This window comes from Streptosporangium sp. NPDC051022 (assembly GCF_040683035.1).
Classification (GTDB): domain Bacteria; phylum Actinomycetota; class Actinomycetes; order Streptosporangiales; family Streptosporangiaceae; genus Streptosporangium.
On sequence record NZ_JBFBCF010000013.1, the window covers coordinates 207,152 to 221,637 of the forward strand.

Below are 14,486 nucleotides of genomic sequence, written 5' to 3' on the forward strand. Positions count from 1 at the left end.
GTGATGATCGCGGACACCAGGTCTTCGGCCTCGGCCCGCGACATCGCCGCACCCGCGGCGTAGGCGGCGGCGAACCCGGCGGCGCCCAGCGCGGCGGTGGCCCGCCGTGTGATCGCTCGCACGTCGGCGTCGCCGAGGTCCTCCCGGCCCCGCAGCACGGTGGCCACCCCGAGCAGCCGTCCCGCCCGCTCCGGCCGGTCGCGGCACAGCTCGATCGCGGCGGCCGCGGCCGCGATCGCGGCCGCGACCGGCGTGTGCCAGGTCAGCGTCGTGTGCACCGCCGGGTGGTCGAGCCGGCCCGCTGCCTCGTCCGGGAGACCCTCCGCGACGTCCAGCTGGGCGAGCACGCCCAGCAGCAACGCGGTCAGGTGCGGGGCCGACCGGCCGGGCGGCGCCTCGGCCAGGCCGGCCCGGGCGTGCTCGCGGGCCGGCCCCGGCCGCCCGGCCCGCCGTTCCAGCCGCGCCAGGCCCAGGCACACCTGAGCTCGCGACTCCGCCGACCCGGCCCGCTCGGCCTGGCCGAGCAGGTCCGTCAGCCGCCTCCGCCCGCCGTCCGCGTCGCCGGCCTCCGCCCGGTGCAGTGCCGCCGCCACCTCGCTCTCCATCGTGTGCTCGGGCATGCCGAGCTCCCGGAAGTACCGGGTGGCCCGCTCCACCAGGTCGGGCGCGCCGACCGGTTCGCCGGACCGCTGCAACGCCGAGTTCAGGGTGCTCAGTGTGGTGGCCAGGCCCCACCGCTCGCCGACCTCCTCGAAGCCGGTCAGCGCGCGTGACAGCAGGCGCGTCGCCTCGGCGGCGTGCCCGGTGTTCATGGCCAGCACGCCACGCGCGAGCAGGGCCAACGACCGGCTCCATGGATCCGCCCGCTCATCGGGCTCCTCCGGCTCGTCCGCAGAGCCGGGCATGTCCGGTGAGGGGGCGCGTCCCGAGCCTATGGCGAGCGCCAGACGGGCCATCTCCGCGATGGGGTGGGTGCCGGGGGCGGCGTCCTCCAGCGCCTTCCCGATCCGGCCGAAGGCCGCTTCCGCCTCGTCCGGTCGGCTGATGGCCTCGGTGGCGGCGAGCGCGTGCGCGGCGGCCACCAGCGCCCGCGCCCGCGGATCGGCCGGGCCGGGGACCCGCAGCACCCGGCCGAGCAGGTCCAGCGACTCCGGCGGGTGGTCCCGCAGGAACCAGAACCAGCACAGCGCGACGCCGAACCGGACCGCCAGGTCGGCGTCGCCGGAGTCGGCCGCCCAGCGGATCGCGGCCGACAGGTTGTCCCGTTCGGCGGACAGGCGGGCCAGCCAGCGCAGCTGGCCGGACGTGCGCAGGTGCGGGTCCGCGGTCTCGGCCAGCCGCAGGAAGAACACGGCGTGCCGCCCGCGTACGGCATCGGCCTCCTCACGCCGGTCCAGCTGTTTCAGCCCGTACTCCCGGATGGTCTCCAGCACGCGGTAGCGCGGCTCGGCCGGATCGGCGGGCTCCACCGGGTGCAGCAGGGACTTGTCGGCCAGTGCCGTCAGCAGCTCCCGGGCGTCGCCCGACCGGCCGATCGCCTCGGCCGCGTCCTCGGTGAAGGTGCCGGGCACGACCGACAGCCGTTCCAGCAGTGCCCGCTCGTCGGTGTCGAGCAGGTCCCAGCTCCAGGCCACCGCGGCGCTCAAGGTCCGGTGCCGCGGCAACGCGGTGCGGCTGCCGCCGGTGAGCAGCCGGAACCGGTCGTCCAGCCGTGCCGCGACCGCCTCGACCGGCAGGGTGCGCAACCGTGCCGCGGCCAGCTCGATCGCCAGCGGCAGGCCGTCCAGGCGGCGGCAGATCTCGGCCGCCGCGGTCAGCGCGCCGCCTTCCGGGGCGAAGCCCGGCCGTACGGCGGCGGCCCGGTCGTGGAACAGCCGGACCGCCGCGCAGGCGCGGGCCCGTTCGGCCGTCGCCCCCGGCTCGGGCACCTCCAGCGGGAGCACCGGGTGCAGGGTCTCACCGTCGATCCGCAGGGGTTCCCGGCCGGTGGCCAGTATCCGCAGCCTCGGGCACCGGCCGAGAAGGGTCCCGGCCAGCGTCGCGGCCGCCTCGATCACGTGCTCGCAGTTGTCCAGCACCAGCACCAGGTCGTCGTCCGCGAGTGTCTCGGCCAGGTGGTCCAGGACCGCCTCCGGGGGGACGGGCCGCTGCGGCGCGCCCCCTTCGCGCATCCGCAACAGGTCGAGCACCACGCGGGGCACGTCGTCCGCACCGGCCGGGGCCAGCGGGACGAACCACACCCCGCCGGGCGGCGTGAGCCGCCGGCCGACGGTGCCGGCCAGCCGGGTTTTGCCCGCTCCTCCGGGACCGACCAGGGTGACCAGCCGAACCCGGCCGAGCAGTTCGACCACGCGGCGCACGTCGTCGTCGCGGCCCACGAAGCTGGTGAGCGGGACGGCCAGGTTGCCGTGCGGCCGGCGGGAGCGGGGGAGTTCACCGCGCAGCGCCGCCAGGTGGGCCTGCTGGAGCAGCGGCCCGGGATCGCTGCCGAAACCGTCCGCCAGCAGGTCGCGGATCCGCTGGTAGGCGGCCAGTGCCTCGGCGCCGCGGCCGTTCAGCGCCAGGGCCCGGATCAGCTGGGCGTGCAGCCGTTCGCGCAACGGGTGCGCGGAGGTCAGCGACTCGAGCTCGGCGACCAGGTCGAGGTCGGCACCCAGCGTGAGCTCGGCTTCGACCCGGTCCTCCAGGGCGGCCAGCCGGGTCCGCTCGAGCCGCTCGGCCTCGGCTGCGGCGAACGGCGCCTCGCGCACGTCCGCCAGAGCGGGGCCGCGCCACAGGCTCAGGGCCTCGCGCAGGGTGGCGGCCGCCTCGGCGGGCCGGGAGCGCGCCTGCGAGCTCCGGCCGGCGCGGGCCAGCCGTTCGAACCGGACGGCGTCGACCGCGTCCGGTTCGACGGCCAGCCGGTACCCTGCCGGGCCCGAGGTGAGCAGCCCGGGGTCGCCCAGGGCGCGCCGCAACCGGGACGCCAGTGATTGCAGCGCGCGCAGCGGGTCGTCCGGTGCCTCCTCGCCCCACAGCGCCTCGACCAGGGTCGCCGGCCGGACGGGCCGCCCGGCCTCCAGCGCCAGCCGGGCCAGCAACGCCCGCAGCCGCGCGCCCCCGACCCGCGCCGGGCCGGTGGCGGTCTCCAGCGCCAGGGAACCGAGGACGCCGACGCGTACCCGTCCGCTGCCGTCGCACGTCTCGGTCGCATTCGCCATGACCGGCAGTCTGTCAGGTGACGACGTGCAGTCCATCCGGCACGGCGTCCGGCGGGCGGGAACGCCGCCGGTCCGGCCGGGAGCGGGTGCCCGTCCGGCCGGTGTCAGGAGCTCGTGAGGATGACGAGCCGCCGGGTCGCCCGGGTCATCGCGACATAGCGGTCGACCGCTCCTTCGACGCCCGTGCCGAACGCCTCCGGGTCGACGAGGACGACCAGGTCGAACTCGAGCCCCTTGGCCAGCTCCGGGGTCAGCGACCGGACGCGGGACGTCTCCTGGAACGTGGGGTCGCCGATGACGCAGGCGGTCCCGTCGGCATGTGCGGCGAGCCAGGTGCCGAGGATCGAGCCCAGATCCGAAACGGGTCCGTGGACGACGGGGGCGCCGCCGCTGCGGATGGAGGCCGGCACGTTGGCGTCCGGGAGCACGGCCCTGATGACCGGTTCGGCCTCCGCCATGACCTCTTCCGGTGTCCGGTAGTTGATGCTCAGGGAGGCCAGGTCGATCCGGTCGATCCCGATCCGCTCCAGCCGTTCCCGCCACGACTCGGTGAACCCGTGCCTGGCCTGGGCGCGGTCCCCGACGACGGTGAAGCTCCGGGACGGGCAGCGGAGCAGCAGCATCTGCCACTCCGCGTCGGTCAGCTCCTGGGCCTCGTCCACGACGATGTGCGCGAACGGGCCGGCGAGCCGGTCCGGGTCGGTGCCGGGCAGTACGGTCTCGTCGACCAGGGAGTTCTGCAGGTCCTGTCCACGCAGCATCGTCACCAGCCCCTCACCGTCGTCGTCGGCCTCGATCAGGTTGTCGACGACCCGCGACATGCGCTCGCGCTGGGCGGCGACGGCGGCGTCGTTCCGGCGTCTGCGCCGTGACTCCTCCGGGTCGCCGAGCCGCTGCCGTGCCGCGTCCAGGAGCGGCAGGTCGGACACCGTCCAGGCCTGGGCGTTCTCGCGCTGCAGTTTCCGGACGTCGTCGGGGCCGAGCCAGGGAGCGCACAACCGCAGGTAGGCGGGTACCGACCACAGGTCTCCGACGAGGTCGGTCGCCTCGAGCAGCGGCCACGCGCGGTTGAAGGTCGTCAGCAGTTCCCGGTTCCGCAGCAGCGACCTGCGGAGCAGGTCGGCCGGGGCCTCTTCGTCGTCGTGCTTGTCCACCAGGATCGAGAGCAGTTCCTCCCAGATCCGGTCGCGTGCCTCGTTGTGCGGGGTGCCGGGATCCGGCGCATCGAACGCCTCGGCCCAGTCATCGGCGCTCAGCCAGATGTCGGACCAGTGTGTCGTGACCGTCATCCCCTTGGTGGGCGGGTTCTCGTAGAACCTGACGGCCGTCTCGATCGCCTTCACCAGGTCCGCGGACGACTTCAGGCGGGCCACGTCCGGGTCGGTCTCGCCCGTCGCCGAGGCCCCCTCGGGGACGAGGTCCCGCAGGGTGCAGAGCTGTACGCCCTCCTCTCCGAGGCTGGGCAGGACGTCGGCGACGTAGGCCAGGTAGGGCTGGTGGGGGCCGACGAACAGCACGCCGCCCCTGTGGTGGCCGAGGCGGGGGTCGGAGTAGAGGAGGTAGGCGGAGCGGTGCAGGGCGACGACGGTCTTGCCCGTGCCCGGGCCGCCGTCGACGACGAGGGCGCCGCGGGATCCCGCGCGGATGACGGCGTCCTGGTCGGCCTGGATGGTGCCGAGCACGTCCCGCATCCGGGGCGAGCGGCTGCCGCCCAGGCTGGCGATGAAGGCGGACTGGTCGTCGAGCGCGGCGTGCCCTTCGAACCCGTCGGCGGTGAACACCTCGTCCCAGTAGTCGCTGATCCGGCCGCGGGTCCAGCGATATCTGCGGCGGCTTGCCAGCCCCATCGGGTTGGCGTGGGTGGCGCCGAAGAACGGCTCGGCCGCGGGGGAGCGCCAGTCGAGCAGCAGCCGGCGGCCCGTTCCGTCGGTGAGGCCGAGCCGTCCGATGTAAACGGGTTCGGAGCCGTCCGCGCCGACCATGCGTCCAAGGCACAGGTCCAAACCGAAACGGCGCAGCGTGCGCAGGCGGGCGGTCAGCCGGTGGATCTCCATGTCCCGGTCCATCGCCTGCCGGCCCAGGCCGCCGGGTGCCCTGAGCTCGGCGTCGAGGCGGCCGGACAGGTCGGCGATCGTCTGTCCGAGGCTCTCCGCGACGGCCGCGAGGTGCCGTTCGTCGCCGGCGATCAGTGCGGGGTCGGCCTTGGCGGCCAGGTTTCCGGGAAGGTCGAACGCGCTGGTGGTCATGGGGTTCACGTCATCGGCTCCGATCCGAGGTCGTTCGCGTCGTCGCGCGGGGCGGGACGTCCGGCTCCCCGTCCGGCGGCACGCACACCCGTACCTTCGCGCCGAGTCCCCGCGGCCGCGCCGCGAGTCCCGCCACCGGTCCGGCGTCCCCGCCCGACCCATACGCCGACAACAACACGCGCACCTCGCGTCCCCCGTTTCCGTGGCTTCCGGTCTCGGCCGACGATTCTGCGGCACGACCCGGGTCTTGTGGCAAGCCCCCCGCTGCGCTATACGTTGAGAGTGGAGAGGAGCGGGTGCTCCTGTTTCCCCTCGTCGTCCGTGTGGACGGACGACCTCCCCGTGAAGCGGTGGCGCGCCGTGTACGGCTGTGCCGCCGGCTCGGGGGGACCTCGTCGCGCTCCGCGCCAGCGTCGGGCTCGCCCCGGACGTCGTCCTGGCCGCCGTGGTTCAGTCCAGCAGGGTGGCCGGGTCGGTGTTGGCCCCGCAGAGCACGACCGCGACCCTCTCTCCGTCCGCGGGGACGTAGGCGCCCGAGGTCAGCGCCGCCCACGCCGCGGCGGTGCCGTGTTCGATGGCCAGGCGGTGCCGGTCCCACAGGGAACGCCGGGCGTCGACGACGGCGTCGTCGGAGACCAGGAGCGAGCGGGCACGGGTACGTCCGGCCCATTCCAGGGCCATGGCCGAGGCGCGCCGGGCGCCCAGGGAGTCGGCGGCGATCGACTCGACCGTCACGTCGACGGGCCTGCCCGCCTCGACGGCGGCGTTCAGCGCCCGGCTGCCTTCCGGCTCGACCGCCACGACCCGCACGCCGTGGTGGTGGGCCGCCGCGGCGATCCCGGCGAACAGTCCGCCTCCGCCGACCGAGACGATCACCGTGTCCAGGCCCTGGGGCAGCGCGGCGAGGATCTCCGGCAGCAGGGTTCCGGCGCCGGCGGCGATCAGCGGGTGGTCGTAGGCGTGTGACTCCAGTGCCCCGGACTCGGCGGCGTAGCGGTGGGAGGCCTCCAGTGCCTCGGCGTACTCGTCGCCGCTGTGGCGCACCTGGGCCCCGTAGGCCCGGAGCCTGGCGACCTTGACCGCCGGGGCGGTGCGCGGGACGAACACGGTGGCGGGGATGCGGTGACGTCCCGCCGCCCACGCGCAGGCCAGGCCGGCGTTGCCGCCGGAGGCGATCACCACGCCGGCCTCGGGCATGGAGCCCCTCTCCAGGTGGGCGGTGACGAAGTTGGCCGCGCCACGTGCCTTGAAAGAGCCGGTGTGCTGCATGAACTCGGCGGCCAGGTGCACTCGCGCGCCGTTGAAGGCGCCGGGGTCGGTGCCGGCCACGGCGACGGGACGGATCAGTGCTCCGATGCGGCCGGCGGCGGCTTCGACGTCACCGTAGGTGAGGGTGGACATGGGAAGTGATCAGCTCCTTGGGGGTGAATCGCCGGCGATGCTTACCGGAGAAGGGTGCCATGGCCGCGGTTCCTTCCCCTTCCCCGGTCCTGTTGTCTCCGTCCCCGCCCGCTCGTCTCCGGCGCGCGGGCGACAAGCGCGAACAGTGAAGTTCCCCGCCGGGTTCACTGCCGGGTTCCGCCGCGGGAGGGCCGGTGGGGGTCGGTGTGCATGTGCGCGCGCATTCCCTGCGGGTCGAAGAGGATGAGGAGCTCGACGACGCCGCCGTCGGCGGTGCCCAGCCAGTGCGGCAAGGACGTGTCGAACTCGGCCGCCTCACCGGGCGGCAACGTCAGGTCGCGCTCGCCGAGGACGAGCCGCAGGCGTCCGCTGAGCACGTACAGCCATTCGAAGCCGTGGTGGGTCTGCGGGGCCGGTGCGAGCGGTTCCGGCCGGGCGGGGATGATCATCTTGAACGCGTGTGTCCCGCCCGGCCGCCGGGACAACGGCACGAAGGTCATCCCGAACCTCCGGATCGGCGTGAGGTGGATCCGGGGGTCGCCGGTGCGCGGGGCGCCGACGAGGTCGTCCAGCGGGACGTCGTAGGTGCGAGCCAGCGGCAGCAGCAACTCCAGGGTCGCCCGGCGCTGCCCGCTCTCCAGCCGGGACAGGGTGCTCTCCGACACGCCGGTCGTCGCCGCGAGGGCGGCGAGGGTGATGCCGCGGTGACGGCGCAGCGCACGCAGTCGCGGCCCCACGGCGCCAAGCACCTCGTCCGTTTCGTGGTCCACGAGGCCATCTTGCCAGAACCGCAAGTTTGCGTGCCAAGTCGCGGCGAGCCTGGTCAGACTGTGCGCGTACCGACGGAAGGAGTCTTGATGAGCACCATCGATGCGGTCACGTTCTGGGACGACCTCTACGCGGCCCGGCCTGCGGCCGTCGACCCGCGGCCGAACGCTCGTCTCACCGAGACGGTTACCGGTCTGGCGCCCGGTTACGCGCTGGACCTCGGATGCGGTGGCGGTGGCGACGCCCTGTGGCTCGCCCGCCAGGGGTGGCACGTCACCGCCGTCGACGTCTCGGCCGTGGCGGTCGGACGGCTCGCCGCCCTTGCCCGCTCGTACAACCTGGGCGACCAGGTCATCACCGTGCGGCACGACCTGCAGGAGTCCTTCCCCCAGGGCCGATTCGACCTGATCTGCGCCCACTACCTGCACACCCCCCTGGACCTGGACAGAGCGGCCGTCCTGCGCGCGGCCGCGCACGCACTGCGCCCCGGCGGGCGGCTGCTGATCGTCGACCACGGCTCGGCCGCGCCGTGGTCGTGGGGCCAGGGTCCCGGCATCCGGTACCCGGGCCCGGGGGAGGTCGCCGCCGGTCTCGAACTGGACGCGGCGGCGTGGACGGTCGAGCGGGCCGATGCTCCTCGCAGGATCGCGACCGGGCCGGACGGGCGCACCGCCGAGGTCACCGACCACGTACTGCTCATCCGCCGCAGCGGCTGACACGGCGAACGGCGCCGCCCCCACCCCGCGAAGACAGGAGACCACCGTGCCCGACACCACGACCGACACAATGCCCGACACAATGCCCGACACCACGACCGACACCGTGCACCGCCGCCGCGACACTCCGCCGCCCCGGACCGGGAGCGGCGAGGCCGAGGTCCTGCGCGGATTCCTCGACTACCTCCGGGCCTCGGCCGCCGCGAAGGTCGAGGGCGCCCCCGAACCCCGGGTGCGGACGAGCGCGGTGCCGTCGGGCACGAACCTGCTCGGCCTGCTCAACCATCTGACCTTCGTCGAACGCTCGATGTTCCTCGGGGAGGACGTCACCGACTGGCAGGCGACGTTCCAGGCCCCGCCGGAGGACAGCGTGGCCGATGTCGTCGCCCGCTACCGCGAGACGGCCGAGCGCGCGAACGGCGTGCTCGACCGCTGCGCCGATCTCGGCGCACCGGTCCCTCGGCCGCGGCCGGACCGCCCCGCTCCCAGCGTCCGCTGGGCACTCACCCACATGATCGAGGAGACCGGCCGCCACGCGGGCCACGCGGACATCCTCCGCGAACTGATCGACGGGACGGCCGGACGCTGACCCCACCGCCTTGGCGAAGACGGGAACACACGATCACCGCGCCCCGGCCGTTGCCGCGCCGCCTCCTCCGGCCCGCACCCCCACCGGGCCAAGGGCGGCGCCGCTCGACTCGGGGCCGCGCGGCGGGAAAACCTGGTGCGCCCGGCCATCCTGCCAGGCAAAGTGGACGAAATGATGTCCAGTTTCGTCCCTGGCCTGCAGCTTTCCCACGCCTTCTACACGCAGGTCGTACGGCCCGCCGTCGCCGACGTGCCGCACAGCGCCGCACTGATCGGCCCCGGCTCCGAGGTGCTGGCATTCGACACCGAACGCTCGACGGACCACGACTGGGGGCCGAGGGTGCTGCTGTTCGTCGCCCCCGGCGCGATCGCCCAGGCCCGGGCGGCGGTCACCGCGAACCTGCCGGACACCTTCGGCGGCTACCCCGTCATCTCCGGGGAGGTGGGCGGCACCACCGTCACCGACGCCGCCACCTGGTTCACCCGGCGCCTCGGCTTCGACCCGCTCGAATCCATCACCCCGCTGGACTGGCTGGCCGCACCCTGGCAGCGGCTGGCCGAGGTCACCTGCGGCGAGGTCTTCCACGACGGCCTGGGTGTGCTGGAGGCGGCCCGCGCCGCGCTGCGCTGGTATCCGCCCGACCTGGAACGCTACGTACTGGCCTGCCAGTGGAGGCGCCTGGCCCAGTCGGAGGCCTTCCCCGGCCGGTCCGGCGAGGCGGGCGACGACCTCGGATCGGCCGTCCTCACCGCCGCCCTGGCCGGCGACCTCATGAGGCTGGTGTTGCTGATGCGCCGCCGCTATCCGCCGTACGCCAAATGGGTCGGCAGCGCCTTCGCCCGCCTGTCCGGCACGGCAGAGGTCGGCGAGGCCCTGTCACACGCCGTCGCCGCCGCGGACTGGCGCACCCGCGAGCACCATCTGGGCCGTGCCTGCGAGCGGGTCGCCGGGCTGCACAACCGGCTCGGCCTGACCGAGCCGCTGGAGGCCACCACCCGCGGCTTCCATGACCGGCCCTTCCAGGTCATCGGCGCCCAGCGTTTCGCCGACGCGCTCACCTCGACCATCGCCGATCCGCTGATCCGGGCCCTGCCGCAGGCCGGCTCGGCCGACCAGTTCGGCGGCTCGGCCGACCTGCTCACCGATCCGGGGCACTGCCGGGCCGCGGCGCGCGCCGTACTCGGGCTGTGACCCCGGCCCGCACCGCCGCCGGAACCTCTACAGGGCCGCCGGCTCGCGCTCCGGCTCGCGGTGGCGGGCCAGCATGCGCCGCTCGAACCACAGCGAGGTGAACGGCGGGACCGCGCACGCCAGCCCCAGCACGATCGTCGGCACCCTCCAGCGCGCCACCCGCGCCGCGGCGAACACTCCGGCGACGTACAGCACGAACAGCGCGCCGTGGATCGGCCCGAAGATCTTCACCCCGAGATCACCGGTGGCGGCGACATACTTGAAGTACATCCCCACCAGCAGCCCCGCCCACGAACATGCCTCGGCGATCGCCACATAGCGAAACAAACGGAGTGCGCTGGGCACGGTGGAGCACCTCTTCCTCGACAACGGGGGAAACGGCCTCCACCCTATGGGCGACCTGCGCCGGTCCCGATTCCAGGGCACCGGGCACGCCCCGCCGAAGAGGCGCGGAACCGTTCTCGGCCGCGGGCGGCCCGGCGGGGGTGATGCCGTGACCCGGGAAGGGGAACCGGGGGCAGGGGCCATGCTGGAAGGCGTGAACGACGACGATCTGCTGCCCATCGGGCAGTTCGCGCGGCTGTGCCGGCTCAGTGTCAAACAGCTGCGTCACTACGCCGAGCTCGGCCTGCTGACTCCGGCGTGGGTCGACCCCGGCAGCGGCTACCGCCACTACCGGGCGGCCCAGGCCCGCCAGGCGCTGTCGATCGGGCTGCTGCGCTCGCTGGACGTGCCGCTGGGCGTGATCGGCGAGGTGCTGTCCGGTACGGCCGCCGCCCCCCAGGCGCTGGGCCGGGTCCGCGACGAGCTGGAGGCCGAGCTCGCGCGGCGCAGCCGTACCCTGGCCACCCTGGAGCGGCTGCTGTCGGAGGGGGTGCCCGAGGCGGAGGTCCGCCTGGTCCGGGAGGAGGCCCTGCCGGTCGCGCTGGTGCACGACGTGGCCGAGACCCCGCAGGACATCGCCCGCGTCACCGGCGCGTGCGTGGCCCTGCTGCTGTCCCCGCCCACCGGCCGGGCGGCGGCCGGGAACACCGGGAGCGGCGGGAGCGGGGAGAAGGCCGGGGACATCGTTCCCGGGCGGCTGATCGGCCTGTTCCCGGTGGAGCTGGACGAGCGGATCCCCATCAGCGTCGCCGTCGAGTCCGGCGGCCCGCCGCCGCCGGGAAGCCGGCCGGGCGTGCTGCCCGGGGGGCTGTTCGCGTGCGCCGTCCACACCGGACCCTACGACCAGATCAACCTCACCGCCCACGCGCTGCTGACCTGGTGCGCCGAGCGCGGGCACGCTCCGGACGGCCCGATCCGCGAGGACTACCTGTCCAACCCGGCGGACACGCCGCCCGAACGGCTGCTCACCCGGCTGATGATCCGGCTGCGGGAGTGAACGGCCGCTCCTCGCACGGTCCCGCGAAGGCCCGGTGACCCGGGGCGGGGGAGCGGTCACGGCAGGGTGAGCACCCGCGGCCCGTGCTCGGTGACCGCCACCGTGTGCTCGACGTGGGCCGCCCGGCTGCCGTCGGTGCTGGACAGGGCCCACCCGTCGGGCGCGGTCAGGTAGGCGTCCCCGCCTCCGGCGACGAACATCGGCTCGATCGCCAGCACCAGGCCGGGCCGCAGCACCAGGCCCCGCCCCGGGCGGCCCCGGTTGGGCACGGCCGGGTCCTCGTGCATGGCGCGGCCGATCCCGTGGCCGCCGAAGTCGTTCATGATGCCGTATCCCGCGCCGCGGGCGACCCCCGCCACCGCGTGGCCGATGTCGCCCATCCGGCCGCCCGGCACGCACGCGGCGACGGCCGCTCCGAGCGCGGTCTCGGCCGCGCCGATCAGCCGCAGATCCCGCGGATCGGCCTGCCCGACGACGAGGCTGATCGCCGAGTCCCCGGCCCAGCCGTCCAGATAGGCGCCGCAGTCGACGCTCAGCAGGTCGCCGGAGCGCAGCCGGTAGCCGTCGGGGATGCCGTGCACGATCACCTCGTTGACCGACGCGCAGATCACCGCGGGGAACGGCGTCGGTGCGAAGGAGGGCTTGTAGTGCAGGAAGGCCGGTTTCGCGCCGGAGGCGGAGATCACCTCCGCGGCGGTCTCGTTCAGCTCCAGGAGGCTGACGCCCACGTCCGCCTGACGGCGGACCGCCTCCAGCGCCCGCGCCACCACCCGGCCCGCCTCGCGCATGGCCTCCAGCTCCGCCGCGGTCTTGATCTCCACCATGTGACAACCCCTCTCGGGCCAATACCTATACCGGTATTGTTATCACGTTTGCTAGGCTCCTGCGCATGGTGAGACCTCCACTGACCGAACTCGACCACGAACGCGGCCACCGCCTGGGCGCCCTCCTGCGCCAGGCGCGCGGCGCCCGCAGCATGGCCGAGGTGGCCGCGGCGGCGGGCCTGTCCGCCGAAACCCTCCGCAAGATCGAAACCGGCCGGATCCCCACCCCCGCCTTCTTCACCATCGCCGCCCTCGCCCAGGCCCTGGGCGTCTCCCTGGACGTCCTGGCCGAGGTCTGCGCCGCAGAACGCGCGGCCTGACCCCTTACCCGCCCCCGGCGGGACCCGGCTCCCGGCGGGATCGGGTCTCCGGCCCGGCCCCGGTCTCCGGGGCGCGGGCCGGGACGGTCACGCCCTCATCCGCCCCCGGCGGGCCGCCGCAGCAACGGGTGGGCCCGCATCGCCACCTCCAGTTCGCCGGGCAGTTCGTCGCGGTAGCGGCCCAGGGTCGCCAGATCGCTGTGGCCCAGCACCCGCCGTACCGCGTCCATGTCCACCGCGTCGGCCAGCAGGTGGGTCGCGGTGGTGTGCCGCAGGCCGTGCGGGGTCACCGAGCGCCGCCGATCGGGATCCACCTGCCGCTGCACCCGGTCGATCACCGCCTGGACGTCCCCGCGCGCCAGGCGCCTGCCCCGCCACGACAGCAGCAGCGCCTTCTCCTGCGCTGCGCCCTGCACCGAGCCCTGCCCCGTGCCCCGCACCTCGCTGACATACGCCGCCAGCACTCTGGCCACGTCGTCGGGCAGCGGCACGTCACGCGTCTTGCCGCCCTTGCCGAAGATCCGCCAGTAACGCACCCCGTCGTTGGTGTAGAAGTGCTCCACGTCGGCCCGCACCAGCTCCGACACCCGCGGCCCCACCGTCGACAGCAGCAGCACGATCAGCGCGTCGCGCACCTCCGTGCGCTGGTCGCGCCGTCCCGTCCGCCCGCTCCCCGCCCGCGTCCCGTCCGGCTCCCGCTCCGGAGAGGCCGCCGCCCGCTCCGGAGAGGCGGCCGCCCGCGAGTCGCCGCCGCTCAGGTCGCGCGCCGCGCCGATCAGCCCCTGCGCCTGCTCGCGGGTCAGCGCCCGGCGCTGCGGGCGCAGCCCCCCGCGTTCCCTGGCCGTCACCGTCGCCAGCGTCATCGGGTTGACCTGCACCCACCCCGCCAGCACCGCGTGCTTGAACAGCGCCGAGATCGACCGCCGGAAGCGCGCCTGGGACGAGGCCGACTGCAGCCCGCCGACGGGCTCCGACCGCCGCCCGTCGGGCTTGCGCGCGAACGCCAGCAAGATCGCGTCCACGTCCTCGCCGGTCAGGTCGTCGAGAACCGTCTCCTCGCCCGCCAGCCGCACGAACGTGGCCACATCACGCGCGTAGACCTCCGCCGTCGCCGGTGACAGCGCTCCCGTCAGCGTCTTCGCCCGGACCAACTCCACATAACGATCAGCCGACTCCTCCACGGTGAGACGGTTCAGATCCGCTGGCCGCATTCCCCAGGACACCCTTCCTCGACGATCAGGCCGACCGTACCGGCGGCCACCGACACCCTTGGTCGAGTATCCCCATGACCGCCGGGAAGCCCATCCTCGTCACCGGCGGCACCGGCAGGAGCGGGAGCGCGGGTGAAGCGGTGCCCGGGGCCGGGTCAGATGTAGGGCCGGGTGACCGCGACCAGCTCCGCGACCGCGTCGGCGGTGCTGACGAACACCGCCGACGGGGGAGTGCGCTCGCGCACGTCCTCGGTCCGGATCGCCATCACCGCCGGAGGGCTGCCCAGATCGCCGTATCGGGCGGCGACCGCCCCGGCGACGGCCCCGCGCACGTCGCCCACCACGTCCCTGACCGGGCCGTGCGTCCCGCAGACGGACAGGTAACCGATCAGCGCGGCGAAGCGCAGTTCCTCGTCCGCCCGGCTCTCGGGCCCGTCCGCGCGCGGCGGCCGCGGCGGGTCCAGCCAGAACGCCCCGCCGTACAGAAACCCCGAATAAGACGCCTCGTCCCGCCCGGGCGCCCGCACCGCGTCGGTCACCACCCGCCCGAACTCGGCCAGGTCGGCCTCCGGCGGCAGATCGGTGGTGACCAGCAGCGGCACTATGAGCGCGTCCAGCATCGGCAAGCATCCCTCCGTG

13 protein-coding genes are annotated in these 14,486 nt (G+C 74.4%); 5 read left to right on the forward strand and 8 right to left on the reverse strand.

Going from position 1 to position 14,486, the window contains the following annotated elements:
• The 4 genes from AB0N02_RS22450 to AB0N02_RS22465 form a co-directional block, all read right to left on the reverse strand.
• On the reverse strand, positions 1–3,200 hold a 3,200-nt coding region (locus AB0N02_RS22450), incomplete at its 3' end, for a BTAD domain-containing putative transcriptional regulator (RefSeq protein ID WP_363949637.1).
• Positions 3,201–3,304: 104 nt separating this feature from the next.
• Complete coding sequence (gene helR / locus AB0N02_RS22455) at positions 3,305–5,446, reverse strand: RNA polymerase recycling motor ATPase HelR (protein WP_363949639.1); 2,142 nt, start codon at positions 5,444–5,446, stop codon at positions 3,305–3,307.
• A gap of 450 nt (positions 5,447–5,896) precedes the next feature.
• Positions 5,897–6,847 carry a threonine/serine dehydratase gene (locus AB0N02_RS22460; RefSeq protein WP_363949641.1) on the reverse strand — a complete coding sequence of 317 codons (951 nt, stop codon included), beginning with the start codon at positions 6,845–6,847 and terminating at the stop codon, positions 5,897–5,899.
• A 164-nt stretch (positions 6,848–7,011) separates the two neighbouring features.
• Positions 7,012–7,617 carry an XRE family transcriptional regulator gene (locus AB0N02_RS22465; RefSeq protein ID WP_363949644.1) on the reverse strand — a complete coding sequence of 202 codons (606 nt, stop codon included), beginning with the start codon at positions 7,615–7,617 and terminating at the stop codon, positions 7,012–7,014.
• 87 nt (positions 7,618–7,704) lie between these two features.
• Here AB0N02_RS22465 and AB0N02_RS22470 point away from each other — a divergent pair, with 87 nt between their 5' ends.
• The 3 genes from AB0N02_RS22470 (at position 7,705) to AB0N02_RS22480 (ending at position 10,111) form a co-directional block, all read left to right on the forward strand.
• Positions 7,705–8,331 carry a class I SAM-dependent methyltransferase gene (locus AB0N02_RS22470; protein WP_363949646.1) on the forward strand — a complete coding sequence of 209 codons (627 nt, stop codon included), beginning with the start codon at positions 7,705–7,707 and terminating at the stop codon, positions 8,329–8,331.
• A gap of 82 nt (positions 8,332–8,413) precedes the next feature.
• Positions 8,414–8,920 carry a DinB family protein gene (locus tag AB0N02_RS22475; RefSeq protein ID WP_363949734.1) on the forward strand — a complete coding sequence of 169 codons (507 nt, stop codon included), beginning with the start codon at positions 8,414–8,416 and terminating at the stop codon, positions 8,918–8,920.
• Positions 8,921–9,091: 171 nt separating this feature from the next.
• On the forward strand, positions 9,092–10,111 hold the full coding sequence (locus AB0N02_RS22480; protein WP_363949648.1) for a DUF4037 domain-containing protein: 1,020 nt from the start codon (positions 9,092–9,094) through the stop codon (positions 10,109–10,111).
• Positions 10,112–10,138: 27 nt separating this feature from the next.
• On the opposite strand, the gene AB0N02_RS22485 is transcribed toward AB0N02_RS22480, so the two are convergent.
• Positions 10,139–10,456 (reverse strand): DUF3817 domain-containing protein, encoded by a 318-nt coding sequence (locus AB0N02_RS22485; RefSeq protein WP_363949650.1) that lies wholly within the window; start codon positions 10,454–10,456, stop codon positions 10,139–10,141.
• A 193-nt stretch (positions 10,457–10,649) separates the two neighbouring features.
• On the opposite strand from AB0N02_RS22485, the gene AB0N02_RS22490 reads away from it, so the two are divergent.
• Complete coding sequence (locus AB0N02_RS22490; protein WP_363949652.1) at positions 10,650–11,492, forward strand: MerR family transcriptional regulator; 843 nt, start codon at positions 10,650–10,652, stop codon at positions 11,490–11,492.
• A gap of 56 nt (positions 11,493–11,548) precedes the next feature.
• Here AB0N02_RS22490 and map read toward each other — a convergent pair whose 3' ends face one another.
• Complete coding sequence (gene map / locus AB0N02_RS22495) at positions 11,549–12,316, reverse strand: type I methionyl aminopeptidase (RefSeq protein WP_363949654.1); 768 nt, start codon at positions 12,314–12,316, stop codon at positions 11,549–11,551.
• A 65-nt stretch (positions 12,317–12,381) separates the two neighbouring features.
• On the opposite strand from map, the gene AB0N02_RS22500 reads away from it, so the two are divergent.
• Positions 12,382–12,636, forward strand: a complete 255-nt coding sequence (locus AB0N02_RS22500; RefSeq protein ID WP_363949656.1) for a helix-turn-helix transcriptional regulator — start codon at positions 12,382–12,384, stop codon at positions 12,634–12,636.
• A 95-nt stretch (positions 12,637–12,731) separates the two neighbouring features.
• On the opposite strand, the gene AB0N02_RS22505 is transcribed toward AB0N02_RS22500, so the two are convergent.
• Both AB0N02_RS22505 and AB0N02_RS22510 read right to left on the reverse strand, forming a co-directional pair.
• Positions 12,732–13,847 (reverse strand): tyrosine-type recombinase/integrase, encoded by a 1,116-nt coding sequence (locus AB0N02_RS22505; RefSeq protein ID WP_363949658.1) that lies wholly within the window; start codon positions 13,845–13,847, stop codon positions 12,732–12,734.
• A 155-nt stretch (positions 13,848–14,002) separates the two neighbouring features.
• Positions 14,003–14,467, reverse strand: coding sequence for a hypothetical protein (locus tag AB0N02_RS22510; protein WP_363949737.1), 465 nt, complete (start codon positions 14,465–14,467; stop codon positions 14,003–14,005).
• Positions 14,468–14,486: the final 19 nt, after the last annotated feature.

What these genes read in the sequence shown, in the direction of transcription:
- AB0N02_RS22460 (WP_363949641.1), bottom strand. Translation starts at nt 6,847, where the DNA reads ATGTCCACCCTCACCTACGGTGACGTCGAAGCCGCCGCCGGCCGCATC.
- AB0N02_RS22470 (WP_363949646.1), top strand. Translation starts at nt 7,705, where the DNA reads ATGAGCACCATCGATGCGGTCACGTTCTGGGACGACCTCTACGCGGCC.
- AB0N02_RS22510 (WP_363949737.1), bottom strand. Translation starts at nt 14,467, where the DNA reads ATGCTGGACGCGCTCATAGTGCCGCTGCTGGTCACCACCGATCTGCCG.
- AB0N02_RS22500 (WP_363949656.1), top strand. Translation starts at nt 12,382, where the DNA reads ATGGTGAGACCTCCACTGACCGAACTCGACCACGAACGCGGCCACCGC.
- map (WP_363949654.1), bottom strand. Translation starts at nt 12,316, where the DNA reads ATGGTGGAGATCAAGACCGCGGCGGAGCTGGAGGCCATGCGCGAGGCG.
- AB0N02_RS22475 (WP_363949734.1), top strand. Translation starts at nt 8,414, where the DNA reads ATGCCCGACACCACGACCGACACCGTGCACCGCCGCCGCGACACTCCG.
- AB0N02_RS22480 (WP_363949648.1), top strand. Translation starts at nt 9,092, where the DNA reads ATGATGTCCAGTTTCGTCCCTGGCCTGCAGCTTTCCCACGCCTTCTAC.
- helR (WP_363949639.1), bottom strand. Translation starts at nt 5,446, where the DNA reads ATGACCACCAGCGCGTTCGACCTTCCCGGAAACCTGGCCGCCAAGGCC.
- AB0N02_RS22505 (WP_363949658.1), bottom strand. Translation starts at nt 13,847, where the DNA reads ATGCGGCCAGCGGATCTGAACCGTCTCACCGTGGAGGAGTCGGCTGAT.